The 17,746-nt window shown below is 43.5% G+C and carries 16 protein-coding genes and 1 other RNA gene; 3 read left to right on the top strand and 14 right to left on the bottom strand.

All coding sequences use genetic code 11. From position 1 onward, the window contains the following. Nucleotides 1–105: 105 nt before the first annotated feature. From QME20_RS07705 to QME20_RS07680, 6 genes are read right to left on the bottom strand one after another with little or no spacing between them, the layout of a single operon-like run. Nucleotides 106–1,371, bottom strand: a complete 1,266-nt coding sequence (locus QME20_RS07705) for a tetratricopeptide repeat protein (protein WP_014975939.1) — start codon at nucleotides 1,369–1,371, stop codon at nucleotides 106–108. A 2-nt stretch (nucleotides 1,372–1,373) separates the two neighbouring features. Then, nucleotides 1,374–1,985: an energy transducer TonB gene (locus tag QME20_RS07700; RefSeq protein ID WP_014948704.1), complete on the bottom strand. Its 612-nt coding sequence runs from the start codon at nucleotides 1,983–1,985 to the stop codon at nucleotides 1,374–1,376. 1 nt (nucleotide 1,986) lies between these two features. Continuing rightward, entirely contained in the window at nucleotides 1,987–2,385 is a 399-nt protein-coding gene (locus QME20_RS07695; protein ID WP_012517737.1) for a biopolymer transporter ExbD, read from the bottom strand. 11 nt (nucleotides 2,386–2,396) lie between these two features. Further along, nucleotides 2,397–2,921 (bottom strand): MotA/TolQ/ExbB proton channel family protein, encoded by a 525-nt coding sequence (locus QME20_RS07690; protein WP_012517736.1) that lies wholly within the window; start codon nucleotides 2,919–2,921, stop codon nucleotides 2,397–2,399. Between the two features lies 1 nt (nucleotide 2,922). After that, complete coding sequence (locus QME20_RS07685; RefSeq protein ID WP_014975938.1) at nucleotides 2,923–4,281, bottom strand: MotA/TolQ/ExbB proton channel family protein; 1,359 nt, start codon at nucleotides 4,279–4,281, stop codon at nucleotides 2,923–2,925. 6 nt (nucleotides 4,282–4,287) lie between these two features. After that, nucleotides 4,288–5,049 carry a DUF3450 domain-containing protein gene (locus QME20_RS07680; RefSeq protein ID WP_014948702.1) on the bottom strand — a complete coding sequence of 254 codons (762 nt, stop codon included), beginning with the start codon at nucleotides 5,047–5,049 and terminating at the stop codon, nucleotides 4,288–4,290. 554 nt (nucleotides 5,050–5,603) lie between these two features. Between QME20_RS07680 and QME20_RS07675 the strand changes: the two genes are divergently transcribed. Beyond that, a complete protein-coding gene (locus tag QME20_RS07675) occupies nucleotides 5,604–6,158 on the top strand; it encodes a 2OG-Fe(II) oxygenase (protein WP_281715724.1) in 555 nt (184 codons plus the stop codon). A 9-nt stretch (nucleotides 6,159–6,167) separates the two neighbouring features. Here the strand turns inward: QME20_RS07675 and QME20_RS07670 are convergent, their stop codons facing one another. From QME20_RS07670 to QME20_RS07645, 6 genes are all read right to left on the bottom strand, one after another. Then, on the bottom strand, nucleotides 6,168–7,976 hold the full coding sequence (locus QME20_RS07670; protein WP_281715723.1) for a tetratricopeptide repeat protein: 1,809 nt from the start codon (nucleotides 7,974–7,976) through the stop codon (nucleotides 6,168–6,170). After that, complete coding sequence (locus QME20_RS07665; protein ID WP_281715722.1) at nucleotides 7,976–8,965, bottom strand: aspartyl/asparaginyl beta-hydroxylase domain-containing protein; 990 nt, start codon at nucleotides 8,963–8,965, stop codon at nucleotides 7,976–7,978. The genes QME20_RS07670 and QME20_RS07665 overlap by 1 nt, the downstream gene beginning before the upstream one ends. A gap of 51 nt (nucleotides 8,966–9,016) precedes the next feature. Further along, the gene (locus QME20_RS07660) at nucleotides 9,017–9,289 is read right to left on the bottom strand and encodes a hypothetical protein (protein WP_281715721.1); all 273 of its coding nucleotides are present in this window, start codon (nucleotides 9,287–9,289) and stop codon (nucleotides 9,017–9,019) included. A gap of 5 nt (nucleotides 9,290–9,294) precedes the next feature. After that, nucleotides 9,295–10,425 carry a 2OG-Fe(II) oxygenase gene (locus QME20_RS07655; RefSeq protein WP_281715720.1) on the bottom strand — a complete coding sequence of 377 codons (1,131 nt, stop codon included), beginning with the start codon at nucleotides 10,423–10,425 and terminating at the stop codon, nucleotides 9,295–9,297. A 92-nt stretch (nucleotides 10,426–10,517) separates the two neighbouring features. Further along, nucleotides 10,518–13,412: a TonB-dependent receptor gene (locus tag QME20_RS07650; protein WP_281715719.1), complete on the bottom strand. Its 2,895-nt coding sequence runs from the start codon at nucleotides 13,410–13,412 to the stop codon at nucleotides 10,518–10,520. Between the two features lie 452 nt (nucleotides 13,413–13,864). Beyond that, on the bottom strand, nucleotides 13,865–14,953 hold the full coding sequence (locus QME20_RS07645; protein ID WP_281715718.1) for a tryptophan 2,3-dioxygenase family protein: 1,089 nt from the start codon (nucleotides 14,951–14,953) through the stop codon (nucleotides 13,865–13,867). Nucleotides 14,954–15,189: 236 nt separating this feature from the next. Here QME20_RS07645 and QME20_RS07640 point away from each other — a divergent pair, with 236 nt between their 5' ends. Then, nucleotides 15,190–15,471, top strand: a complete 282-nt coding sequence (locus QME20_RS07640) for a late competence development ComFB family protein (protein WP_014948691.1) — start codon at nucleotides 15,190–15,192, stop codon at nucleotides 15,469–15,471. Nucleotides 15,472–15,486: 15 nt separating this feature from the next. On the opposite strand, the gene ffs is transcribed toward QME20_RS07640, so the two are convergent. Beyond that, nucleotides 15,487–15,583: signal recognition particle sRNA small type (gene ffs / locus QME20_RS07635), an RNA gene on the bottom strand. Between the two features lie 86 nt (nucleotides 15,584–15,669). After that, entirely contained in the window at nucleotides 15,670–16,728 is a 1,059-nt protein-coding gene (locus QME20_RS07630) for a Glu/Leu/Phe/Val dehydrogenase dimerization domain-containing protein (RefSeq protein WP_014948690.1), read from the bottom strand. 308 nt (nucleotides 16,729–17,036) lie between these two features. On the opposite strand from QME20_RS07630, the gene QME20_RS07625 reads away from it, so the two are divergent. After that, complete coding sequence (locus QME20_RS07625) at nucleotides 17,037–17,504, top strand: Lrp/AsnC family transcriptional regulator (RefSeq protein WP_014948689.1); 468 nt, start codon at nucleotides 17,037–17,039, stop codon at nucleotides 17,502–17,504. Nucleotides 17,505–17,746: the final 242 nt, after the last annotated feature.

Below are 17,746 nucleotides of genomic sequence, written 5' to 3'. Positions count from 1 at the left end.
GTGTTAAAGCCCTATAAATAAAATCCCATTCGAGAAAAGTTCACTTACTAAATTAAGGGCAAAAAAAAGCCTCCCAAAGGGAGGCTTTTTTGCTAAAACCACATATTAGATACTAATACCGCGGTTCTTCGCTTTTTCCTTGATATAAGGTTCCCACGCTGCAGCGTTGCGGCGTAGAGAGCGATCTTTCTTAGCTTCTTGTACGTGCTTGTAAGCAGACTTGAAGTTACCTGCGTAGAAGTTCGCTTCCATTAACGTGAAGTGAATCTTCTCAGGGTCTTCAGCACCACGCTCTAGAGCATTCTCTAGTGCTTTAATAGCGCCTTTGTAGTCTTCCGCTACAAGTAAAAGTGTACCTTGCTTACGATAATGCTCAGGGTCTGAACTCTTAGCAGCAGCTTGTGCATACAAGTCGGCAGCTGTTTTGAAGTTCTTTGCCTGGTGATAAGCATTAGCTACGTTTGCTAACATATCGGCATCATTTTTTAGCAAGCCTTCTTTCACGTGCTTTTCAAGCAACTTGGCCGCCTTGTAAGGCATACCGTTACTTTGATAAAGCTGAGCAAGCGTCTTTATTTCTGACTCTTTCTCTAGATAGCCCTGCATATAAGCAAGTTCTAGCGTTGAAAGACCTTTCTTATAGTCTTCAACTAAGATGTAGAAAAAGCCAAGACGTGACCACCAAGTTTTTTCCTGAGGGAAAGTTCTAACAAGATCTTCCGCCACAGCAACCGTTTCAGGGTACATCTTACGCTCGTAGTAAGAAGTTAGCTTTAATACATACGGGTTTTTGTTTGGCTCTTCATACAAAGCAATCGCTTTGTCTGCTGGCTCAACCATCTTCGCTAGTTGCTTAGATTCAAAGTAAGCCTGTGCCAAACGCGTATATACGTCTGCGTCTTCTTTACACGTGAAGTCCATCCACTTGTTATACCATTTAATGGCATCAGTGTACTTCTCTTCCTGCATGCTCAAATCACCTAGTAATTTAAGTGTTTGAGAGTGTTCAAGGTCATTTAGAACTTTTGGTTCAACTGATTCAACCAAATACCCTAAAGCTTTACCACCTTGACCTTCTTGCGCAGCAAGTAAGTTACCAATAAAACGCTTTACGTAAGCTCTATCGAAATCGTCAGATGCGTCGATTTCGTAAAGTACGTTTAGTGCTTCATTAACTTGGTCTTCATTGTAGAACTCAAAAGCTTTCTGAACTTTTTTACCGGTACGCTCACCTACAAGCGTTGTTTTTCCTTTCTCATATCCAGGACAAACAACAGGTGCTGACTGCGCTAGGGCAGCGGGTGCTGAAAGCACCGCACCTGCGCCTAGCACTAAAGCAACGGCTGACATTTTGAATGTACGTTTCATCATGATCATTGCTCCAGTTTAAAGTCTAGCTGTACGAACATGCCAGGTTGTTTAACTGGCTTGCCATCAACGATCTTAGGCTTGTATTTCCACTTACGTAGAGCACGACGTGCTTCACGGTCGAATACGCGCTTAGGTTCAGCTTCGATAACTTCGATATCTTCAACACCACCAACTTCGTTGATGGTGAAAGACAGTCTTACCCAACCTTCACGGCCGTCACGGGCTGCATCAGGTGGATATTTCGGGTCGATACGAACGATAGGTGTTGCTTCACCATCACGCTGCATTGCACCAACACCACCGATGTTTACACCAACACCACCTGTGTCGATAGCTGGAATAGCTAAGCTAAAGCCATCTGCATCAGGTTCCGCTGTTTCCGGCTCTACTTGCTCCATTTTAGGAGGCTGTGGAGGCGGAGGTGGCGGTGGTGGTGGAACACGAGTACGCGTCTGCGTCTGGTCGTCTGGTTCCTGCATTACAATATCGATAACCGGTGCAGGCGGTACTTCGTCTGCTGGTCTAGATGAATTTTCAATCAACTTGGCCATTAGAACGAAAAGGGCAAATGCAACACCAGCACCTAAAAGTATAGATACAATTATACGTAACATCTTATCCCCTTGCCGCTACCGAGACTCGGTTAACGCCAGCGGCTTTAACCTGATCCATAATCTCAACTACTAAACCATGCTTCGCTTTTACGTCAGCTTGAATGATTACGTAGTCAGTAGGCTGCTCGGTAAGCAGTCTTTCAATATTCGCTCTTACGCTGTCCGGCGCAACTTCACGCTTATCTAGCCATACATTTCCGTCTTCAGTTACGGCGATGAAAATGTTTGCATTTTTGTGAAGAATCGCCTGGCTCGCATCTGGCTTGTTGACTTCGATCCCTGCTTCTTTAACGAAAACAGTGGTAACGATAAAGAAGATCAGCATGATAAACACGATATCCAACATGGGCGTCATGTCGATCTGTGCATCTTCTTCCTCGGTTCTGACTTTTCGAGCCATAATCTCTCTCTCTAATGATGTGGCAGGCTATCAACTAGCCCTTCTCTTGCCAGCTTCACTTTCGCTTCAAGACGTGAACTGATGAACAGTCCAGATAGCGCGGCTACCATTCCCGCCATTGTCGGGATCGTTGCCATAGAGATACCAGCTGCCATTAGACGAGCGTTGCTGGTGCCCTGTGTTGCCATTGTCTCGAAAACACTGATCATACCGGTTACTGTTCCAAGTAGACCGATTAGTGGACACATTGCAATAATGGTTCTGATAATCAGCATTCTAGCGTTAAGGTCGTCTGACGCTTGAGAAATCCACGCGTCACGGATTCTATGCGCATACCATGATGTGGTATCTGCTCGGGCATCCCAATTCGCGATGATGTTTTTCTTCACCTTTGGGAAGACCGAGGTTAAATACCAGTAACGCTCAATCATTAAAACCCACATGAGAAAGAGCGCGGCAGCAACGAAGTATAGTACGTCACCGCCGGTAGCGATAAAGTCCCTGACCGATTCGAATAATCCAATCAGGTAATTCATATTACGCTTTCTCCGACTCTGAGTGAGCAGCTACGATACCCGCAGTTTGCTCATCAAGAATGTGGATGATTGACTTGCTACGAGAAGCTACGATGCTGTGAGTAAGGATTAGAGGCAGAGCCGCGATAATACCTTGAGCAGTAGTTACAAGAGCCATAGAGATACTTCCTGCCATCATACGTGGGTCACCTGTACCGAATAGTGTGATGGTTTGGAATGTCTCGATCATACCTAGTACTGTACCTAGTAGACCTAGTAGAGGAGCAATCGCTGCGAAGATCTTGATAACGTTGATGCCGCTTTCAATTTTTGGAAGCTCGCGAAGAATCGCTTCATCAAGTTTAAGCTCAAGGTTTTCTGCATCAGCAGTCTTGTTCTCTTGGTAAACTTTAAGGATACGACCTAGTGGGTTACCTTCTGAAGGATTGTTTACGTTCTTAAGCTGTGAACGCATTTTTCCACCAGTTATCGTTAGTGTGATCATTTTGTAGATACCAATTAGTAGGCCAATCGCAAGCATAATTGTGATTGTGTAACCAACTGGACCACCAGCATGATAACGCTCAGACATTGTCGCTTTTTGCTTCAATAGACCAAGGATTGCACCTTGAGAAGGGTCAGCAAAGAAAGGAACAAAACCAGAACTAGCGCCGATTAGTTCGTCAGCAGAAGCTACAAAGTGACCATCTGGTTGACGACCAAGAGGCTGAACAACTTCAGCTTCAGCGTCATACGCTAGGTAACCAGCTTCACCAACAAGGTTGAAAGTACCAACACGAACAACTTCTTGCTGTGAAGAACCGCCGTCAAGGTTAACAACTTCTGTAGTGAACTTAACTACTTCACCGCCTTCAGTCATTTCTTTCTGAAGAGCAAACCATAGGTCTTCAAGTTCTTTAATGTTTGGAAGACCTTTAGAGTCTTCTGACATTTCAGCAAGGAACTGACCACGGCCAGGGAATTGTGCACTTACGATTGATGTAGAGATACGGCCGTAAGCTTCAGAAGATGCTTGACGTACCACACCGAACATTTCACCAAGTGTACCTGTAGCTTGGTCTAGCTCAGCAGCTTTCTCGTTTAATGTAACTTCGTTGTCTGAGAATTGCTTCTGTAGACGGTCACCACGAGCTTGTTCAGCTTTAAGATCTGCTTGTGCTTTGCGAAGAAGTGCTTGCTTGTCAGCACGTGCTGATTGGAACTCAGCTTCGCGTTGCTTATCTAGGCGAGCTTCAGAAACGCGGTTCTGTTGAACCTGGTCTAGAAGGTCTTTCAGGCTCTTTGCTTCCTGAGCCTGCGCTCCGGTTGCTGCAACTGCAACTGTCGCAGCGGCTAAAAGAGATTTGAATACTGGTTTCATTAACAATTACTCCGCTGCGCTAATTGGTAGTTTAATCAGATCCGCAGGAATGACGTTGTTAGCCATTTTAACTGCGTCAACAACTGAAGACAGATACTCGTCACCCAGTTTTTCCCATGCGCGGCTTTCGTTGTTCCATACCCATGCGTGAGTTTGGTCTAGAGAAAGTGCAACTAGCGCCGTACGACCTAGGTTAAAGAAGTCAACAGTAACTTCTGTGCCTGCGTCGTCGATAGTACCTTGGTAAGAGTTGATCTTAGTACCGTATTCAACTTCTACTAGGTAAGCTTCTAATACCTGACGGAACTGCTCTGAAACAGTTACGTTAGAGTTAGCCATAAGGTCACGAAGACGCTCAACGCGCTGAAGACGCTCGTCTAGGTGAATTGGACGGTCTAGCTTGATGAATTGCTCAAGGCTATCGATCATGCGGAACATAAGAGGAACGATGCCCTGCTTAGTTTGTTCGATGCTGTCGATTTGACGTTGCAACGAATCGATACCGCGCTGCTGATCTGCAACTAGGCTTGCGATGTAATCGTTGTAGATTTTAAGGTTTTCTGTCTCATCTACTGTTTGACGATACTCAACAAGTAGTTCTTGAGATTGTTCAAACAACGTATTGATTTTTTCTTGAGATTTCGCTGCAGCCGCGTGGATTTTCGCTTCTTCTTTATGAAGATCTTCAAGCGTATCTGCAGAGACTGCGCTACCTGTTAGTGCGAATGCACCCATAACAGTAGAAGCAATAAGAGTTCTCTTGCTCATTTTGGACATAGTTCCCAACCAAATTTCTTATTTGAATCCTCGCCGATAGGAAAATATTCGGGCAAGGGGCGTATAAAACTTTCACAATTTTGTTTCAGGAATGTAGCGCCGACGTCAATTGTCAGTACTACGAACTTATTATACTCACATGGAATGTTACGTTTAGTCAAGTAACACACTGTTTACACCTAGTAGATTTTCGATCAACTGCTCGTTTTGCGTTCAGTTAGCTTGAATAAGCGTTCGAAATTCTCCTGCATAATTCTGGCCACTTCTTAATCGATTAATATTCACCCAAAATTGCACTAATTAAATGCACAAAACCAGAAGTTAGGTGTAAAAGTGTGCTTTGCCTTGCACTGATATAGCCCAACCGAGGCCTTCATAGTTACAATATGAGGCGACTTGTCTAAACAATTATTGCTCTTAGATTATTTGTTGTTGCTTTTATTCAAATCTAAAAATGTAAAAAACAACATTGAAAATTAACATTGGCTTGCTATGCACAATTTGTTATTTATACCGCATCTATACATAACAAGAATGATTAAACCATGAGCGCACCTGCATATAGCTACACAATTGATGACAAACCTGTCTGGGTATTCGATGATTTATGCTCCCTTGAAGAAGCAACGGGTATATTTAAAGGTTTAGAACTAAGCGCATTCAAACATACTGAAGTCGCGCGTCCCGACACCGCTCAATACAAACATTGGGCAGTCGAACTTAGCGATACGCAAGTGCGAGCACTGGCCGTTTATCAACATGCTATTAAGGAAATCTTTAGTACCACAGGTAAACATTACAGAGCATATCGTGGCTATGTGAATTATGCATCGTACGGCGACATGCTTTTTACACATACAGACTGTCTGCCAGAAGCTAATGAACTTACTGTATTGGTGTATCTGTGCCCCGAGTGGGATATTGAATGGGGCGGTGAAACGCTTTTTTATAATAGCAAAAACGATTGCGTTTTCGCCTGCACGCCAAAGCCGGGTAGGACTGTGATTTTTCACGGGGCAATCAAGCATGTAGGAAGGCCGCCCAACCGTATTTGCTACACGCCCCGATATACCCTGGCTTTTAAATTAGAGCTAGCTTAATGCGGACACCTAGATGGTAGGATTAGGCACAATGTCAAAAGCGACCGTCAGACGTTGTTGATTAGACAAAATTGGATTTGTACCGTGCCACATATACGAAGGGAAGAAAACAACACTTCCCTCTTGGGGCTTAACAGCATAGTCTTCTGTCATATCGACGCCACTAATATCCGGCCGTCCAAAAACTAGCCAGCCATGCCCGTTAATTTTAACTTCAGCGGGCACATCTACATACAGCACGCCGCTAAGCCATCCTTCTGAATGATAGTGAGATTTGTGAAATCCTTTCTGGCGCAACCTTACCGACCAGCTGCCTATAAAATCGATATCTTGGCTTAGGCGAGATAAGAATGGATGCTTCTTCACACGAGTAAGCGTTGATAAAAACTCTTTGGCTCTTGCCTCAATAGCCCACCTTAACTCTTTAATTACTGGGTGGGTCGAATCGAAAAGGTTTTCAAATGTTTGAGAGCCGTTGCGAAGCGACTGCCCAATTGGGTGTCTTTCGTTGTTGTGAAGCGTAATAAGATGTGCTCTAAGTAGGTTTATAAATTTTGTGTTTGCGTCTTCGTTTCCTAACAAAGACTGTACGCTCACAAAACTTTGATAATCACATAACTGATTATACTTAGCCTCATCGCCATGAGCTTTGTACGCGGTGGATAATAATGTCCAATAACCCTGATTAAGCGGCGCAATTCGGCACACCAACTCTAGTGCTTTTATCGCTTCTTTATACCTTTTGAGACTTAATAAAGAATAGCTTTTCTCAATTATTAACGGGAGCGTCTCTAGAGTGGGATTAGACGCTTTAACACTTACGGTTGCCAGTGCTTTTTCAAATTCTCCAAGCTCTCTTAATGTGTGAGATAAACTGGCCGCTGCAGCAATTTGATAGGTGGGTAACTTAGTTTCGAGGAGCTTTTCTAACCAAAACTTAGCTTTTTCAAATTCCTCTACCCTAATCATCAATTCCGTGTAAGCCAAAATTAAATCCGGATTATCAATTGATAAGTTTGCCTCTAAAAGAGAAAACGGTGCTTCAAGGTTTTGAACCCAGGCTAAATGAGCATATTCTTTGTGCAAATTTACGCTATCAGGAAAGACCCTTATCCCTTCTTTATAAGTAGCAAAGGCCTCATTTAACGAACCGTTTAGAGCAAAGACTGCAGCTAGATTTTGATAAAGCTCTGCGGTAGAACTTCCCCCCGATAGCGCTTGTTTGTAGAGTGATATTGCTTCATCGAACTGGTTATTTCTGCGTTTGATATTTCCTAAGTTATTAAGCGCTTTTTTATTTTGTGGTTCGCTGTCTAATAATCGCTTCAAATAGCGTTCAGCCACATCATCGCGATGGTCCTCTACTAAAATTGATGCCATTAACAGCAAGACTGTGTTTTTGTTTGGCTGTGTTGTTAGTAACTGAAGACATTGCTTTTCAGCCTCGCTAAAGCGCTTAGCATCATAGAAGGCTCTTGCTAAGTTATACTTATAATCAAAGGCATTCGGCTTGATTTTTAGGGCTTTTGAAAACCATAAAATCGCTTTATCACTTTGCATTTTGTCAAGAAACAGATTTCCATAGCTATTCATTAGGTCGGTAGATTGAGGGAACAGCTTTAAACCTTTCTCAAAGACCTTCACGGCGTCATCAAGCTTACCTATTTTTCTTAACGCACTACCATGTAATTGCGAGACTACAGGATCAACACGATTTAACGCCCCACTTTTTTTTACTGTATTGATGACAAAAAGGAAATCACCTCTGTTGAATGCATTAATGAGGTTTGGGATAACAATATTTGGTTGCGATTGCATTATTTATATAACCTTCTATCCAATGAAGCTAGTGCCCCATACTGCAAAGACCACTCGCCATATTTGGAAATAAACTGTGCAACATCCTCCCGCTCAGTAAGCGTTAAATGCGGGTTCCAAATATCAATTATTAAAACTGCTCTGGCCGTTTCGTCCTCATTCTCCGCGCTATGCTGATAGCTGTCGTCAAACAAAATAGCGGTCTTCCCTTCACTCCAATAGCATCGCTCATTAGCAACATGCAAATACGACTTATCATTAATAATCAGTGGGATGTGCAACGTCCACTTTAGATTAGAAATTCCGAAATGAGGTGGGATTTTTGTACGTGGCTGCAGTACAGAAATGACTACCTCAGGTGCGTGTACTGGACAATGGGCCAGGATTGGCGAATTGAATAACGTCTTTACTTCGTCAGGAAGGTTATCACCATTATCAGTAAACTTGCCGCCTTTCATTAGGTGAAGTGAGTTCCATTTTTGGGCTAGCTGTGCCCAATCTTCGGTGTCTGGCACTGCACCTATATCGTGAATATAGCGCTCGTTTGCACCTGACAAACGAGATATGAACACGTCTTTATGGGCACTAAGCGTATTGATAAATGTATCAAGCCCTTCCACTGCACTGACATCTGAAAACGGAGTAGAGGGAAGGTTTGGGATAAATAGAAAGCTTGGAGACTGAAGTGCTTTATCGAACTTCTTTTGTTCAGCGCCGCAAAACATTGAAATGGCGCGCTTAATTCTTTTACTCGAACCAATCGACTGGGTTTTTATAAATAAATCACGCCGAGCTAAATTCGCTGCATTATGAATATGTGTAGCTTGAGATTTAGAAAGCTGTACGCCAGACGCTGGCGACAAATACTCGGGCCATCGCGAGCAAACTTCACCGTAATGAAAAAGAGCTTTATTGTAATCGCCTGCATTTATTGCGTCTGTAATTTGAGCAAGCGTATCGTCAGGGCTATTATTGTTTTCTTTAGTCATACAAAAATGGGAAGCGTTTTGCCTCCCATCTTAAACTAACCTACGGTGTATTTACAGGTCACCGCCGCCGGTTTCTGATCCACGCTGCATACGCAACCACCCTTCACGGCCAGCTTCACGCATGTTCTCTCTTTCTTCCACAGAGTAACAAACGCGCTGCATGCGGTTTGAACCTATCTTTTTCTCCATTTTGCATACCATACCATCGTCTCCGCCGTTGGTATTTGCCTTAGCATACTCAGAACTTTGATTGTCAGTTGAACCACATGCTCCCAATGCTAGTGCTAGGCTTGATGCAAGAATTATTTTTGTTACTCTTTTCATCCGTGTTATCCCTTAGTATAAGTACCGTAGACTACGTTACCATAAATAGTTGTACATTCTCTAATCCATTTTGTAACTATCCATTTATTTTGTGAAATAGATGGCGCGCCAGAATGATAGCTATTTAACAATAGCTTACCGTCTTTGTCTGAGTTGGAAAAAACAACGACAGTTCCGCATCTTGGTACAATACGGATATTTAGCTTAGGAAAAAGAGTCTCCCCTCCCTCATCAACCGTATTCAGGTATACAAGAGCAGTCTTCGTGCGCTGTTTTCCATCTTTAAACATTAATCCATCGTTTATTTCGTTTAGCCCGTCATAGTGGGGTTTGTACTGCTGACCTGGTTCATATCGCAATAAATTTAACGCCTCGCCGTTACGTCTAGGCGTATTCGTAATTTGTGATATTACTTTGTCCAGCTTTCTTGTAATCCAATCGCAATGACTAGGCTCTATAACGGCAACGTAACTTGTTCGCACACTGTCAATTATGCCCTCGCCAGTCCTAGGGTCAACAATCATCGAGGGTTGCAAGAGTGAGCTAAATTTGGTGATTAAGTAATGGCATTCATATTCAGATAGTAGGCTTTCGTACACATTAATAGGTAAAGATGTATCTAACACTTTAGAGGGTTCATATACTCTACCAAGCGATTCAGATATTTCTTCTATAACTTCTTGATTCAGACTTTCGTCATTAGTAACTTGTGACGCTGAATGCAAATTAAGCTGTTTGCTGATATTCGGTGCTAGGTGACACACCCTACTCGCAATATAAGAAAATGTAGTGCTATTTACCGGTAGGTAAGAAAGCGCAACTAAATAAGCCTCTATCACACCTTCGTTCCCGAGTGCGATGAGCGTCTTGGCTACTAACTTCGTATTCGTTATTACGTCACCATAATAGCCAATTTGTAATTTATGGAACTGAACGACGGGGTTATCTGCACACTTTACCCCTTCTAAGAATGCCACTGATTTTCTTGGGTTCTCCCTTGAGCTGAAATAGGCATAATCCAACGCGGCATTAACGTCTCCAAATTCGCCAGCTTGTTTTAACCATTGCATTGCCTCATCAGTGTTGCCTGATGCATGGGCTTCATTAGCATTCTTAATACACTGCTCTACATTCATTACCTGTTGTCCACACTTTATTTAGTACGGCTTCCACATAACAAAAAAGCCTCCGAAGAGGCTTTTTTTCATTCTGTCTACTACAACTTCAATTAGAAGTTAAGATTTACACGTGTGTAGAAGAATTGTCCAGGGATTTCATACATAGACGGGTCGAAGCTGTTAGCAAACGTCGAGTAAGAAACTTCTGGGTCAGTGTCTAACAAGTTGTTCACACCAAGAGTGATGCGTAGGTTATCGTTAACTGCGTAACCTAGTGATACATCGTGGTACGCCATATCTTCAAGTTCGTTGAAGCTATCGCCACCAAGCTCTTCACTTGGATCGCTACATAGTTGCTGATCAAGTGTATCGCCATCAATTGAACACTCCTCAGTAGTGTGGCCGATGAATCGAACTAACCAGTTAGCTGTCCAATCGTCATATGACCAAGTAACCGCTACGTTAGTACGTAGACGTGGAACAACGTCACGGTCGCCTGCACGACCGGCATCGTTAAACTCAGTAGATGTATTTGTTACTGGGTCGATTACGATAGTAGTACGCTCGTCAACATAAGTACCATCCCAGTTAATACGGAAGTCACCGTACTCTGTTTCAAAGTTATATGCTACGTTGTAGTCGAAACCAGATGTTGTCTGTCCACCAAGGTTTACTTGGCCATTAAACAAGTCAACTACGTTACCACCTGAACCACGCTCAATAAGCGAACATAGGTTTACACCAGTTTGAGCACAGGCATTAAGAATGGTTTGTGCGCCAACAGATGATACTGCGTTATCAACTTCGATATCGAAGATATCAAATGTAATTGATAGGCCTTCAACTGCTTCTGGAGAATAAACGAAGCCGTACGTAAAGCTTTCTGCTTCTTCAGCTTCTAGGTTTGCGTTACCACCGACAGTAGTACGGATCTGCGTGTTAGGCTGTTCATAAGTCGCAGGAATTCCAGCACAACCTGGAAGTTCTGGGTTACCTGCCGCGCCGCCGTTACATGGGTCAGTTAGTGGTGCAAAGCTATCGCTGTTACCTGAGAACAATTCGTCAAGCGATGGAGCACGGAAAGCTTCTGACCAAGTACCACGAACGAGTAGGTCTTCATTGATGCGCCACCTAAGACCCACTTTAGAGTTAGTGGTGTCTCCGAAGTTGCTGTAATCAGAATAACGAGTAGCAAGTTCTAGGTCTAGCTGTTCTACTCCAGGCATATCTGAAAGTAGTGGAACAGCAAGTTCTAGGTAAACTTCTTCAACGTCAAACGCACCAGCGGTAGGCTGACGAGCGTTACCTGAAGTAATACCAGCAGCAATGATCGCATCTGGCTGATCATAACCAGACTGCCAACGCTTTTCGTATCCTGCAGCGAATGCTAGATAACCAGCTGGTAATTCAAATACTTCACCAGAGATGTTAGCAGAGTAGCTTTCCAACGTAGAGTTTAGCTCGTCTTGTGCTGTAAACGTAATGTAATCAAGCATTTCTTGCGTGATTGTTCCTTCACCGATAACGTTTGGCGCACCGCCGAACAAGTTAAGCGGCGTACATTCACCTGTACAGTTAGCAGGGTCGCCAATCGCACGTCTTACACGATCCATATTAAGCAGACCGTCGGTAGATGTATTTTGAGTGATATCTGCGTAAGTGTAGTTTGCGTCCCAGAAAAACTCTCTGTCAGCGAACTCGATAACACCTTCAAAACCACCGTTAAACTGGAAATGGTCAACGTTTTGTTTAAAGCTACGGAAACCCGCTTCCATCATACGGCGACCGAACAAAAACATCTCTGATGCATTTGGATCATAAAGCGTTGGATCTAGATTTAGTGTGTCGTAATCTGGCGTAGTTTCTGGGTTCGTGAAATACGAAGCATCCGTGGTAATTCTGCGATTAAACGGGTTAAACGGGTGGTTAGCCGCTAGTGTGAAACCGGAGTCGCCAAATGCAGTACCAATAAACAGTGGAGTAGGCGCTAGAGCCTGCTCTGATTTACGGTTACCGTAGAAGCCAGTCACGTTAACAGACAAGTTATCTGCAAGCTCATAGCGTGCCTGAGTGTAGATGTTAGTACGTTCTTGTGGCGTAGATAGATAGTTAAATGGTGCAAAGTTGAAACGGCTTGTTGGCTCAACCCACGGTGCTAGTCCACCATTGCTATCACCTTCGTTGTTGTTAGAAAGGAACTGAGATGAATCTTCGTCTAGCGGATCAAAATTTGGATTTTGGTCGAAAACGTGGAAGCGGCCTTGAGGTGGAGCTGATGAACCACCGAACCCTTCTGGCGCACCGTAGGTAGGAACCGCAGAGATAGCACGGTCACCCGCTAGCGTTGCTTCTTCTTCTACGTAACTGATATTTACGTATACATTACCTTTGTCGTTAGCTGTACCAAAGCCAATGTCCCATTGTTCTTTCTCGCCATCGCCTTCATCATACTCACCGAAGTAACCAGAAGCGTGAACACCTTCGAAATCTTGACGAGTGATGATGTTTACAACACCAGCTACTGCGTCAGAACCGTATACCGCAGAAGCACCATCTTTAAGCACTTCGATACGCTCAATGATAGACGCTGGGATGTTGTTAAGGTCAACTGAACCACCTAGACCTGGCGCCCAGCGCTTACCGTTAACAAGAACTAGCGTACGGTTTGAACCGATACCACGAATGTTGATAGTCGTTGTACCATTACCACCGTTGTTGTTGTTGGTGTTGATAGCAGAACCTGCAGAAGGAATTGCTTGAAGAACGTCACCGATTGAAGTGATACCGAATTTTTCGATATCAACACGTGACATAACTGTAACTGGGTTTGCACCTTCAATGTCTGTACGACGGATACGAGAACCTGTTACTTCGATTTTTTCTACTGTGTCCGCTGCTTCTTCGGTTTCCTGTGCGTTAACTGCACCAGTGAAGCCGATAGATGATGCTGCACCGAATGCGCACGCCAACTTCACTGACTTAGCCAGCTTAGAGTTTATAAACATGTATTGTCTCCCTGGACCACTAAAAATTCTTAGGGTGTGTTTCTTAAATCGTTTATATAACGAATTATTATTAGTAAGGTCAAAGCCTCATTACGATAATAACCACATCTTGTGCGAAGGGTCAACTGGGATCAGACAGGTACTTCACAAAAGTTCAATTTTTTTTATCTTTTAACTCTAATCTGTAAATATTAACTTACATTTTACAAATAGAGCACAAAAAACGAACTTCCCAGTTCACTTTTCATACTGAGTAGTAAAAAAGCGCAAATTACACCTAAAGTATAAGCCGCACCCGCTTACAAACTTTCTTGTTTCAGCTATCTAAAATGAGTAATTTACGCTGAAACGAACATATCTAGGTGTTTTTCATACGGTCGGCAGACCTAAATATTAATCTGAATACATCGGTCGTTAATTTGCCTATCTGTGCGTGTTAATTTGCTTTAAAGCTACTGCAAATAAAACCCCAATTGCTTTCTCACAGCCTCTGGTAGCTCAGGCAACGCACTTTTAGGCAATAAAAAGGTTGCCATGTTAAAAAAGTCTAAATAGATACGATTAGACTCAGTGGTTTTCTTGAGGTAATGATGTCCTGACGATCCACCAGTGCCAATTTTAGTGCCCAGCATGCGCTGAACCATCATTGCGTGACGATAGCGCCATATAGTGAGTTGCTCGTCTATCTCTGTGAGTGCGGTAATAAGCTGGAACGGCAGATTAAAGATAGGCTCTTCAGAATACTGCTTTATAAATAATGCAGAAAGCAATGCTTTATGACTTAAGCGGAATTTGCCCTCGCCTCTTAACTTTTCAAACTGCGTATCATCAAACAACGCATCAAAGTTCTCCATCGTTGCTTGTAAGTCTTTTAGCTCTTGTCGCCGCTCTGTATCAGACAGCATGTCACTGGTTGAAATTGTATGATGGTCGTCTTTCAACATTTCGTCTGCCGCATCTTTATAATATTGCCAAAAATCGAAACCTTCCGTTTTTAGAAGCGGCATTCTTGAAAGCCATTTGTCGACCAGCTCAAACAAACTGGGTTTGCTTTCAAGGGTTTCCAATAACGCTCTATCTTTATCAGTCAGACGGTTGTAAAAGCTTTGTTTATCAAAGTCGATTCTGAAATCGCGCTTTAGGCCCAGTGATATTTCTAAACGCTTGAACTGTATACTTTGGAAGCCCGACGCGGGCACCAGGTAGTCCCTAAACGACAAAAACTGCTGTGGCGTCATGGTTTCCATGATAGCAATTTGATCGTTCATTAACTTTTGAATTTGTATGACTCGCTGTAAGCGATGCACCACTAGCGTTAGCTGCTGATCTTTAACTGTTTCTTGATTAAACGTATCAATTACTGCATTTAATTCATGAAGAACCTGCTTGAACCAAAGCTCATAAACTTGGTGAACAATAATGAACAGCATTTCTTCGTGCGCCGCGTCACCGTACTTCTCACTCTGTAAGTCCTGCGCCCCCAAAATCTTATCAAGCTGTAGGTAATCGCCGTAGTAGCAGGGCTCTATATTTTTTTTCATGTCGTTCTTGCCTTATTGCTTTGTTTAACTTCGTAATTCTATCACCGTCGACTCGACATCCACAGAATACAAGCTATACATTATAAGGATATATAGGCAAGGTTCGTGTTGTGCCATTTAGCTTGTATAAAAATGTGTCCAATTAGTTGGACAAGTGCTGTATTTTCCGCACAACATATTTGCATACCACAGCACTTTTACGCAGGGCGCTAACAACAATTATAAGGGGAATGAACATGAAACTAGATGACGACATCCATAACTATTATGAACACCTGGTTTTAGAAAGAATCAGTAAGCTGGGGCTCGATACCACGAAAAGTCCTGATTACTTAGCAGACTTGTGCTGTCTTGCCTTAAATCAGGTTCCACCACGTTATATCCGCTACGAAGTAGACATGGCGTTTTACCTGCCTCAGAGCGAACGAAATCAAATGGAAATGAATGTTGAGCATGCTATTAGTAAAGCACTCAAGTACTTAGATGAAATAGAAAAGACTAAAAAAGAAGACGAATAAAGAATTTGGGTGGCGGGCCTCCAGCCACATCCCGGCACATGAGTCGTCTGCTGCGGCTGCTCCCTTCCAGGCCTGACCGGGTTCACAGAGTATCATTGCGGGAGGACCAAAAGCCCACCATAGAAAATCGCATTCAAAGCAAAGTCATTCGCCCCTGCTTGAGTGCGGGGCGCATTATGACTATTTGGTTGAGAGTTTTCAACCCTTTAAAGAAAATCTCTCTTCGGCAATAAGGTTGGCAACGCGGTTTGTCGCCGCCCCTTCTTGCTCTGCACGGGTATAAATTTCTTTTAGCGTTTCGCCGATTTGCTCAATATGTGCGCGAAGCGCTTCATTAGAACTCGATTCCATACGCTGATGGAAGATGTCGATAACGCCACCCGCGTTGATCACGTAATCTGGCGCATACAGAATGCCGCGTTGTTGAAGCAATTCACCAATATCTTCACGTGCAAGCTGGTTATTTGCAGCGCCTGCAATTACTTTGGCTTTGATTTCAGGCAATGACAGATCGTTAATGGCTGCACCCAACGCACATGGCGCTAACACATCCACATCTAAGCTCAGTATTTCTTCCGGCGCTACAGCTGTCGCACCAAATTCAGATACTGCTTTTTCAACACCTTCAGGATAGATATCCGCAACATAAAGCTTGGCACCGTGCTCATGCAAATGCTTTGCAAGACGGTAGCCAACGTGCCCCATACCTTGTATAGCAACACTGACGCCATCAAGGCTGCGCTTCAAGCCGTACTCTACCGTCGCCTTTAATCCCACAAACACACCGTATGCTGTAGACGGAGCCGGGTTTCCGTCAGGTACTTCGCCCGCATAGTGGTATTTAGCATTAACACCAGCGATGTAATCCGACTCGGTTGCCATGGTTTGCAAGTCCGTTACTGAAATACCAGAGTCTTCAGCAGTGAAATACTTGCCGCCCAATGATTCAACAAACTTGCCCATTGCCTTCATCATTTCTGGCGATTTAGCCTTTCGAGGGTCGCCGATGATCACAGATTTACCGCCGCCAAGCTCCAAGTTAGCCATGGCTGCTTTATACGTCATCCCCTTTGACAGTCTCAACACATCGGTCAATGCCTCACCACTATTTACGTAGGGCCACATGCGACAACCGCCAAGTGCTGGCCCCAGATTGGTATTGTGTACAGCAATAATGGCGCTCAAGCCCGCCTTCTCGTCATGATAAAACGCAACGTGTTCGTGATTATTGAACTCCGGGTGATCAAAAACTGACATATTTTCCCTATTAATACTGTGATGAATTAAAGCCTACCCAAGGTCTAGCTGTCACGAAAACGAAACGCCGCTCATTTGGGATGATGTGAGAGTCTGAAGATGATTTGCGGTACACTTATCGGCCTCGCAAAGATCAGCAACATTTTGCCAAGTGTATCCGATTGTTTTGAGGACAGGCCTTGCAAAGTTTGTTAATGAAATTTACAAACTGAAACGCAATAGAATTGATTACAATTTTTCTAGGACAGCTATCCTAGAATTTTTTTTGATATATAATAAACATCATAAAAACGACGGAAACAGTGTTAATGAAATTGGATAAATTTGACCGTGAGATTTTGCGCGTACTTCAGCAAGACGCCACGGTGTCGATGGCAGATTTAAGCCAGCGTGTAGGATTGTCGCACACTCCGTGCTGGAGACGTGTCAAGCGAATGGAAGCCGACGGCATCATTCTTGGTAAAGTCACATTGCTAAACAGCAAAAAACTGAATTTAGGTGTGTCGGTCTTTATCTATGTCACGTTGAAAAACCATGACGGTGACTCGCTAACCGATTTTGAAAATGCCGTACAAAACATCGATGAAATCGTGGAGTGTCATACCACCAGCGGTGAAAAAGACTATTTACTAAAAGTGATAGTGGAAAGTATTGAAGAGTACGAATTCTTACTTAAAACGAAATTAACTCACCTGCCTCTTGTCGATCATTTAAGCTCAACCTTCGCCTTAAAGCAGGTGAAAAACACCACCGAGCTACCGATTAAACGCCAATAACTCAAAAAATGGGGTCAGAGTCTGAGGGATCCCCACGAATTTAATTCCATGTGCCTGCGGTCCAGGCCCCGTCGACTATGGAGCTGTACCATTTGAGTGCAGTTTTCCACTGTCGCATAGTGAATCTTATTCGGCAAGCAACAGCTCTCAGACCGAGATAGTGGAATGACAGCACGCTTCTGGTGTCGGTATTAGCTTGGAAGCGCCGATGTTTATTCGAAGAGACGACTACCATACCCAAT

Source organism: Alteromonas sp. CyTr2, assembly GCF_947311905.1.
Taxonomy (GTDB): Bacteria; Pseudomonadota; Gammaproteobacteria; order Enterobacterales; family Alteromonadaceae; genus Alteromonas; species Alteromonas macleodii.
Note: the sequence above shows the minus strand (reverse complement) of the source record. Positions and strands in the feature narration are given on the sequence as shown.

Excerpts from the sequence above, each read along its gene's own strand:
- QME20_RS07705 (WP_014975939.1), bottom strand. The coding sequence starts at position 1,371 with ATGATGAAACGTACATTCAAAATGTCAGCCGTTGCTTTAGTGCTAGGC.
- QME20_RS07700 (WP_014948704.1), bottom strand. The coding sequence starts at position 1,985 with ATGTTACGTATAATTGTATCTATACTTTTAGGTGCTGGTGTTGCATTT.
- QME20_RS07695 (WP_012517737.1), bottom strand. The coding sequence starts at position 2,385 with ATGGCTCGAAAAGTCAGAACCGAGGAAGAAGATGCACAGATCGACATG.
- QME20_RS07690 (WP_012517736.1), bottom strand. The coding sequence starts at position 2,921 with ATGAATTACCTGATTGGATTATTCGAATCGGTCAGGGACTTTATCGCT.
- QME20_RS07685 (WP_014975938.1), bottom strand. The coding sequence starts at position 4,281 with ATGAAACCAGTATTCAAATCTCTTTTAGCCGCTGCGACAGTTGCAGTT.
- QME20_RS07680 (WP_014948702.1), bottom strand. The coding sequence starts at position 5,049 with ATGAGCAAGAGAACTCTTATTGCTTCTACTGTTATGGGTGCATTCGCA.
- QME20_RS07675 (WP_281715724.1), top strand. The coding sequence starts at position 5,604 with ATGAGCGCACCTGCATATAGCTACACAATTGATGACAAACCTGTCTGG.
- QME20_RS07670 (WP_281715723.1), bottom strand. The coding sequence starts at position 7,976 with ATGCAATCGCAACCAAATATTGTTATCCCAAACCTCATTAATGCATTC.
- QME20_RS07665 (WP_281715722.1), bottom strand. The coding sequence starts at position 8,965 with ATGACTAAAGAAAACAATAATAGCCCTGACGATACGCTTGCTCAAATT.
- QME20_RS07660 (WP_281715721.1), bottom strand. The coding sequence starts at position 9,289 with ATGAAAAGAGTAACAAAAATAATTCTTGCATCAAGCCTAGCACTAGCA.
- QME20_RS07655 (WP_281715720.1), bottom strand. The coding sequence starts at position 10,425 with ATGAATGTAGAGCAGTGTATTAAGAATGCTAATGAAGCCCATGCATCA.
- QME20_RS07650 (WP_281715719.1), bottom strand. The coding sequence starts at position 13,412 with ATGTTTATAAACTCTAAGCTGGCTAAGTCAGTGAAGTTGGCGTGCGCA.
- QME20_RS07645 (WP_281715718.1), bottom strand. The coding sequence starts at position 14,953 with ATGAAAAAAAATATAGAGCCCTGCTACTACGGCGATTACCTACAGCTT.
- QME20_RS07640 (WP_014948691.1), top strand. The coding sequence starts at position 15,190 with ATGAAACTAGATGACGACATCCATAACTATTATGAACACCTGGTTTTA.
- QME20_RS07630 (WP_014948690.1), bottom strand. The coding sequence starts at position 16,728 with ATGTCAGTTTTTGATCACCCGGAGTTCAATAATCACGAACACGTTGCG.
- QME20_RS07625 (WP_014948689.1), top strand. The coding sequence starts at position 17,037 with ATGAAATTGGATAAATTTGACCGTGAGATTTTGCGCGTACTTCAGCAA.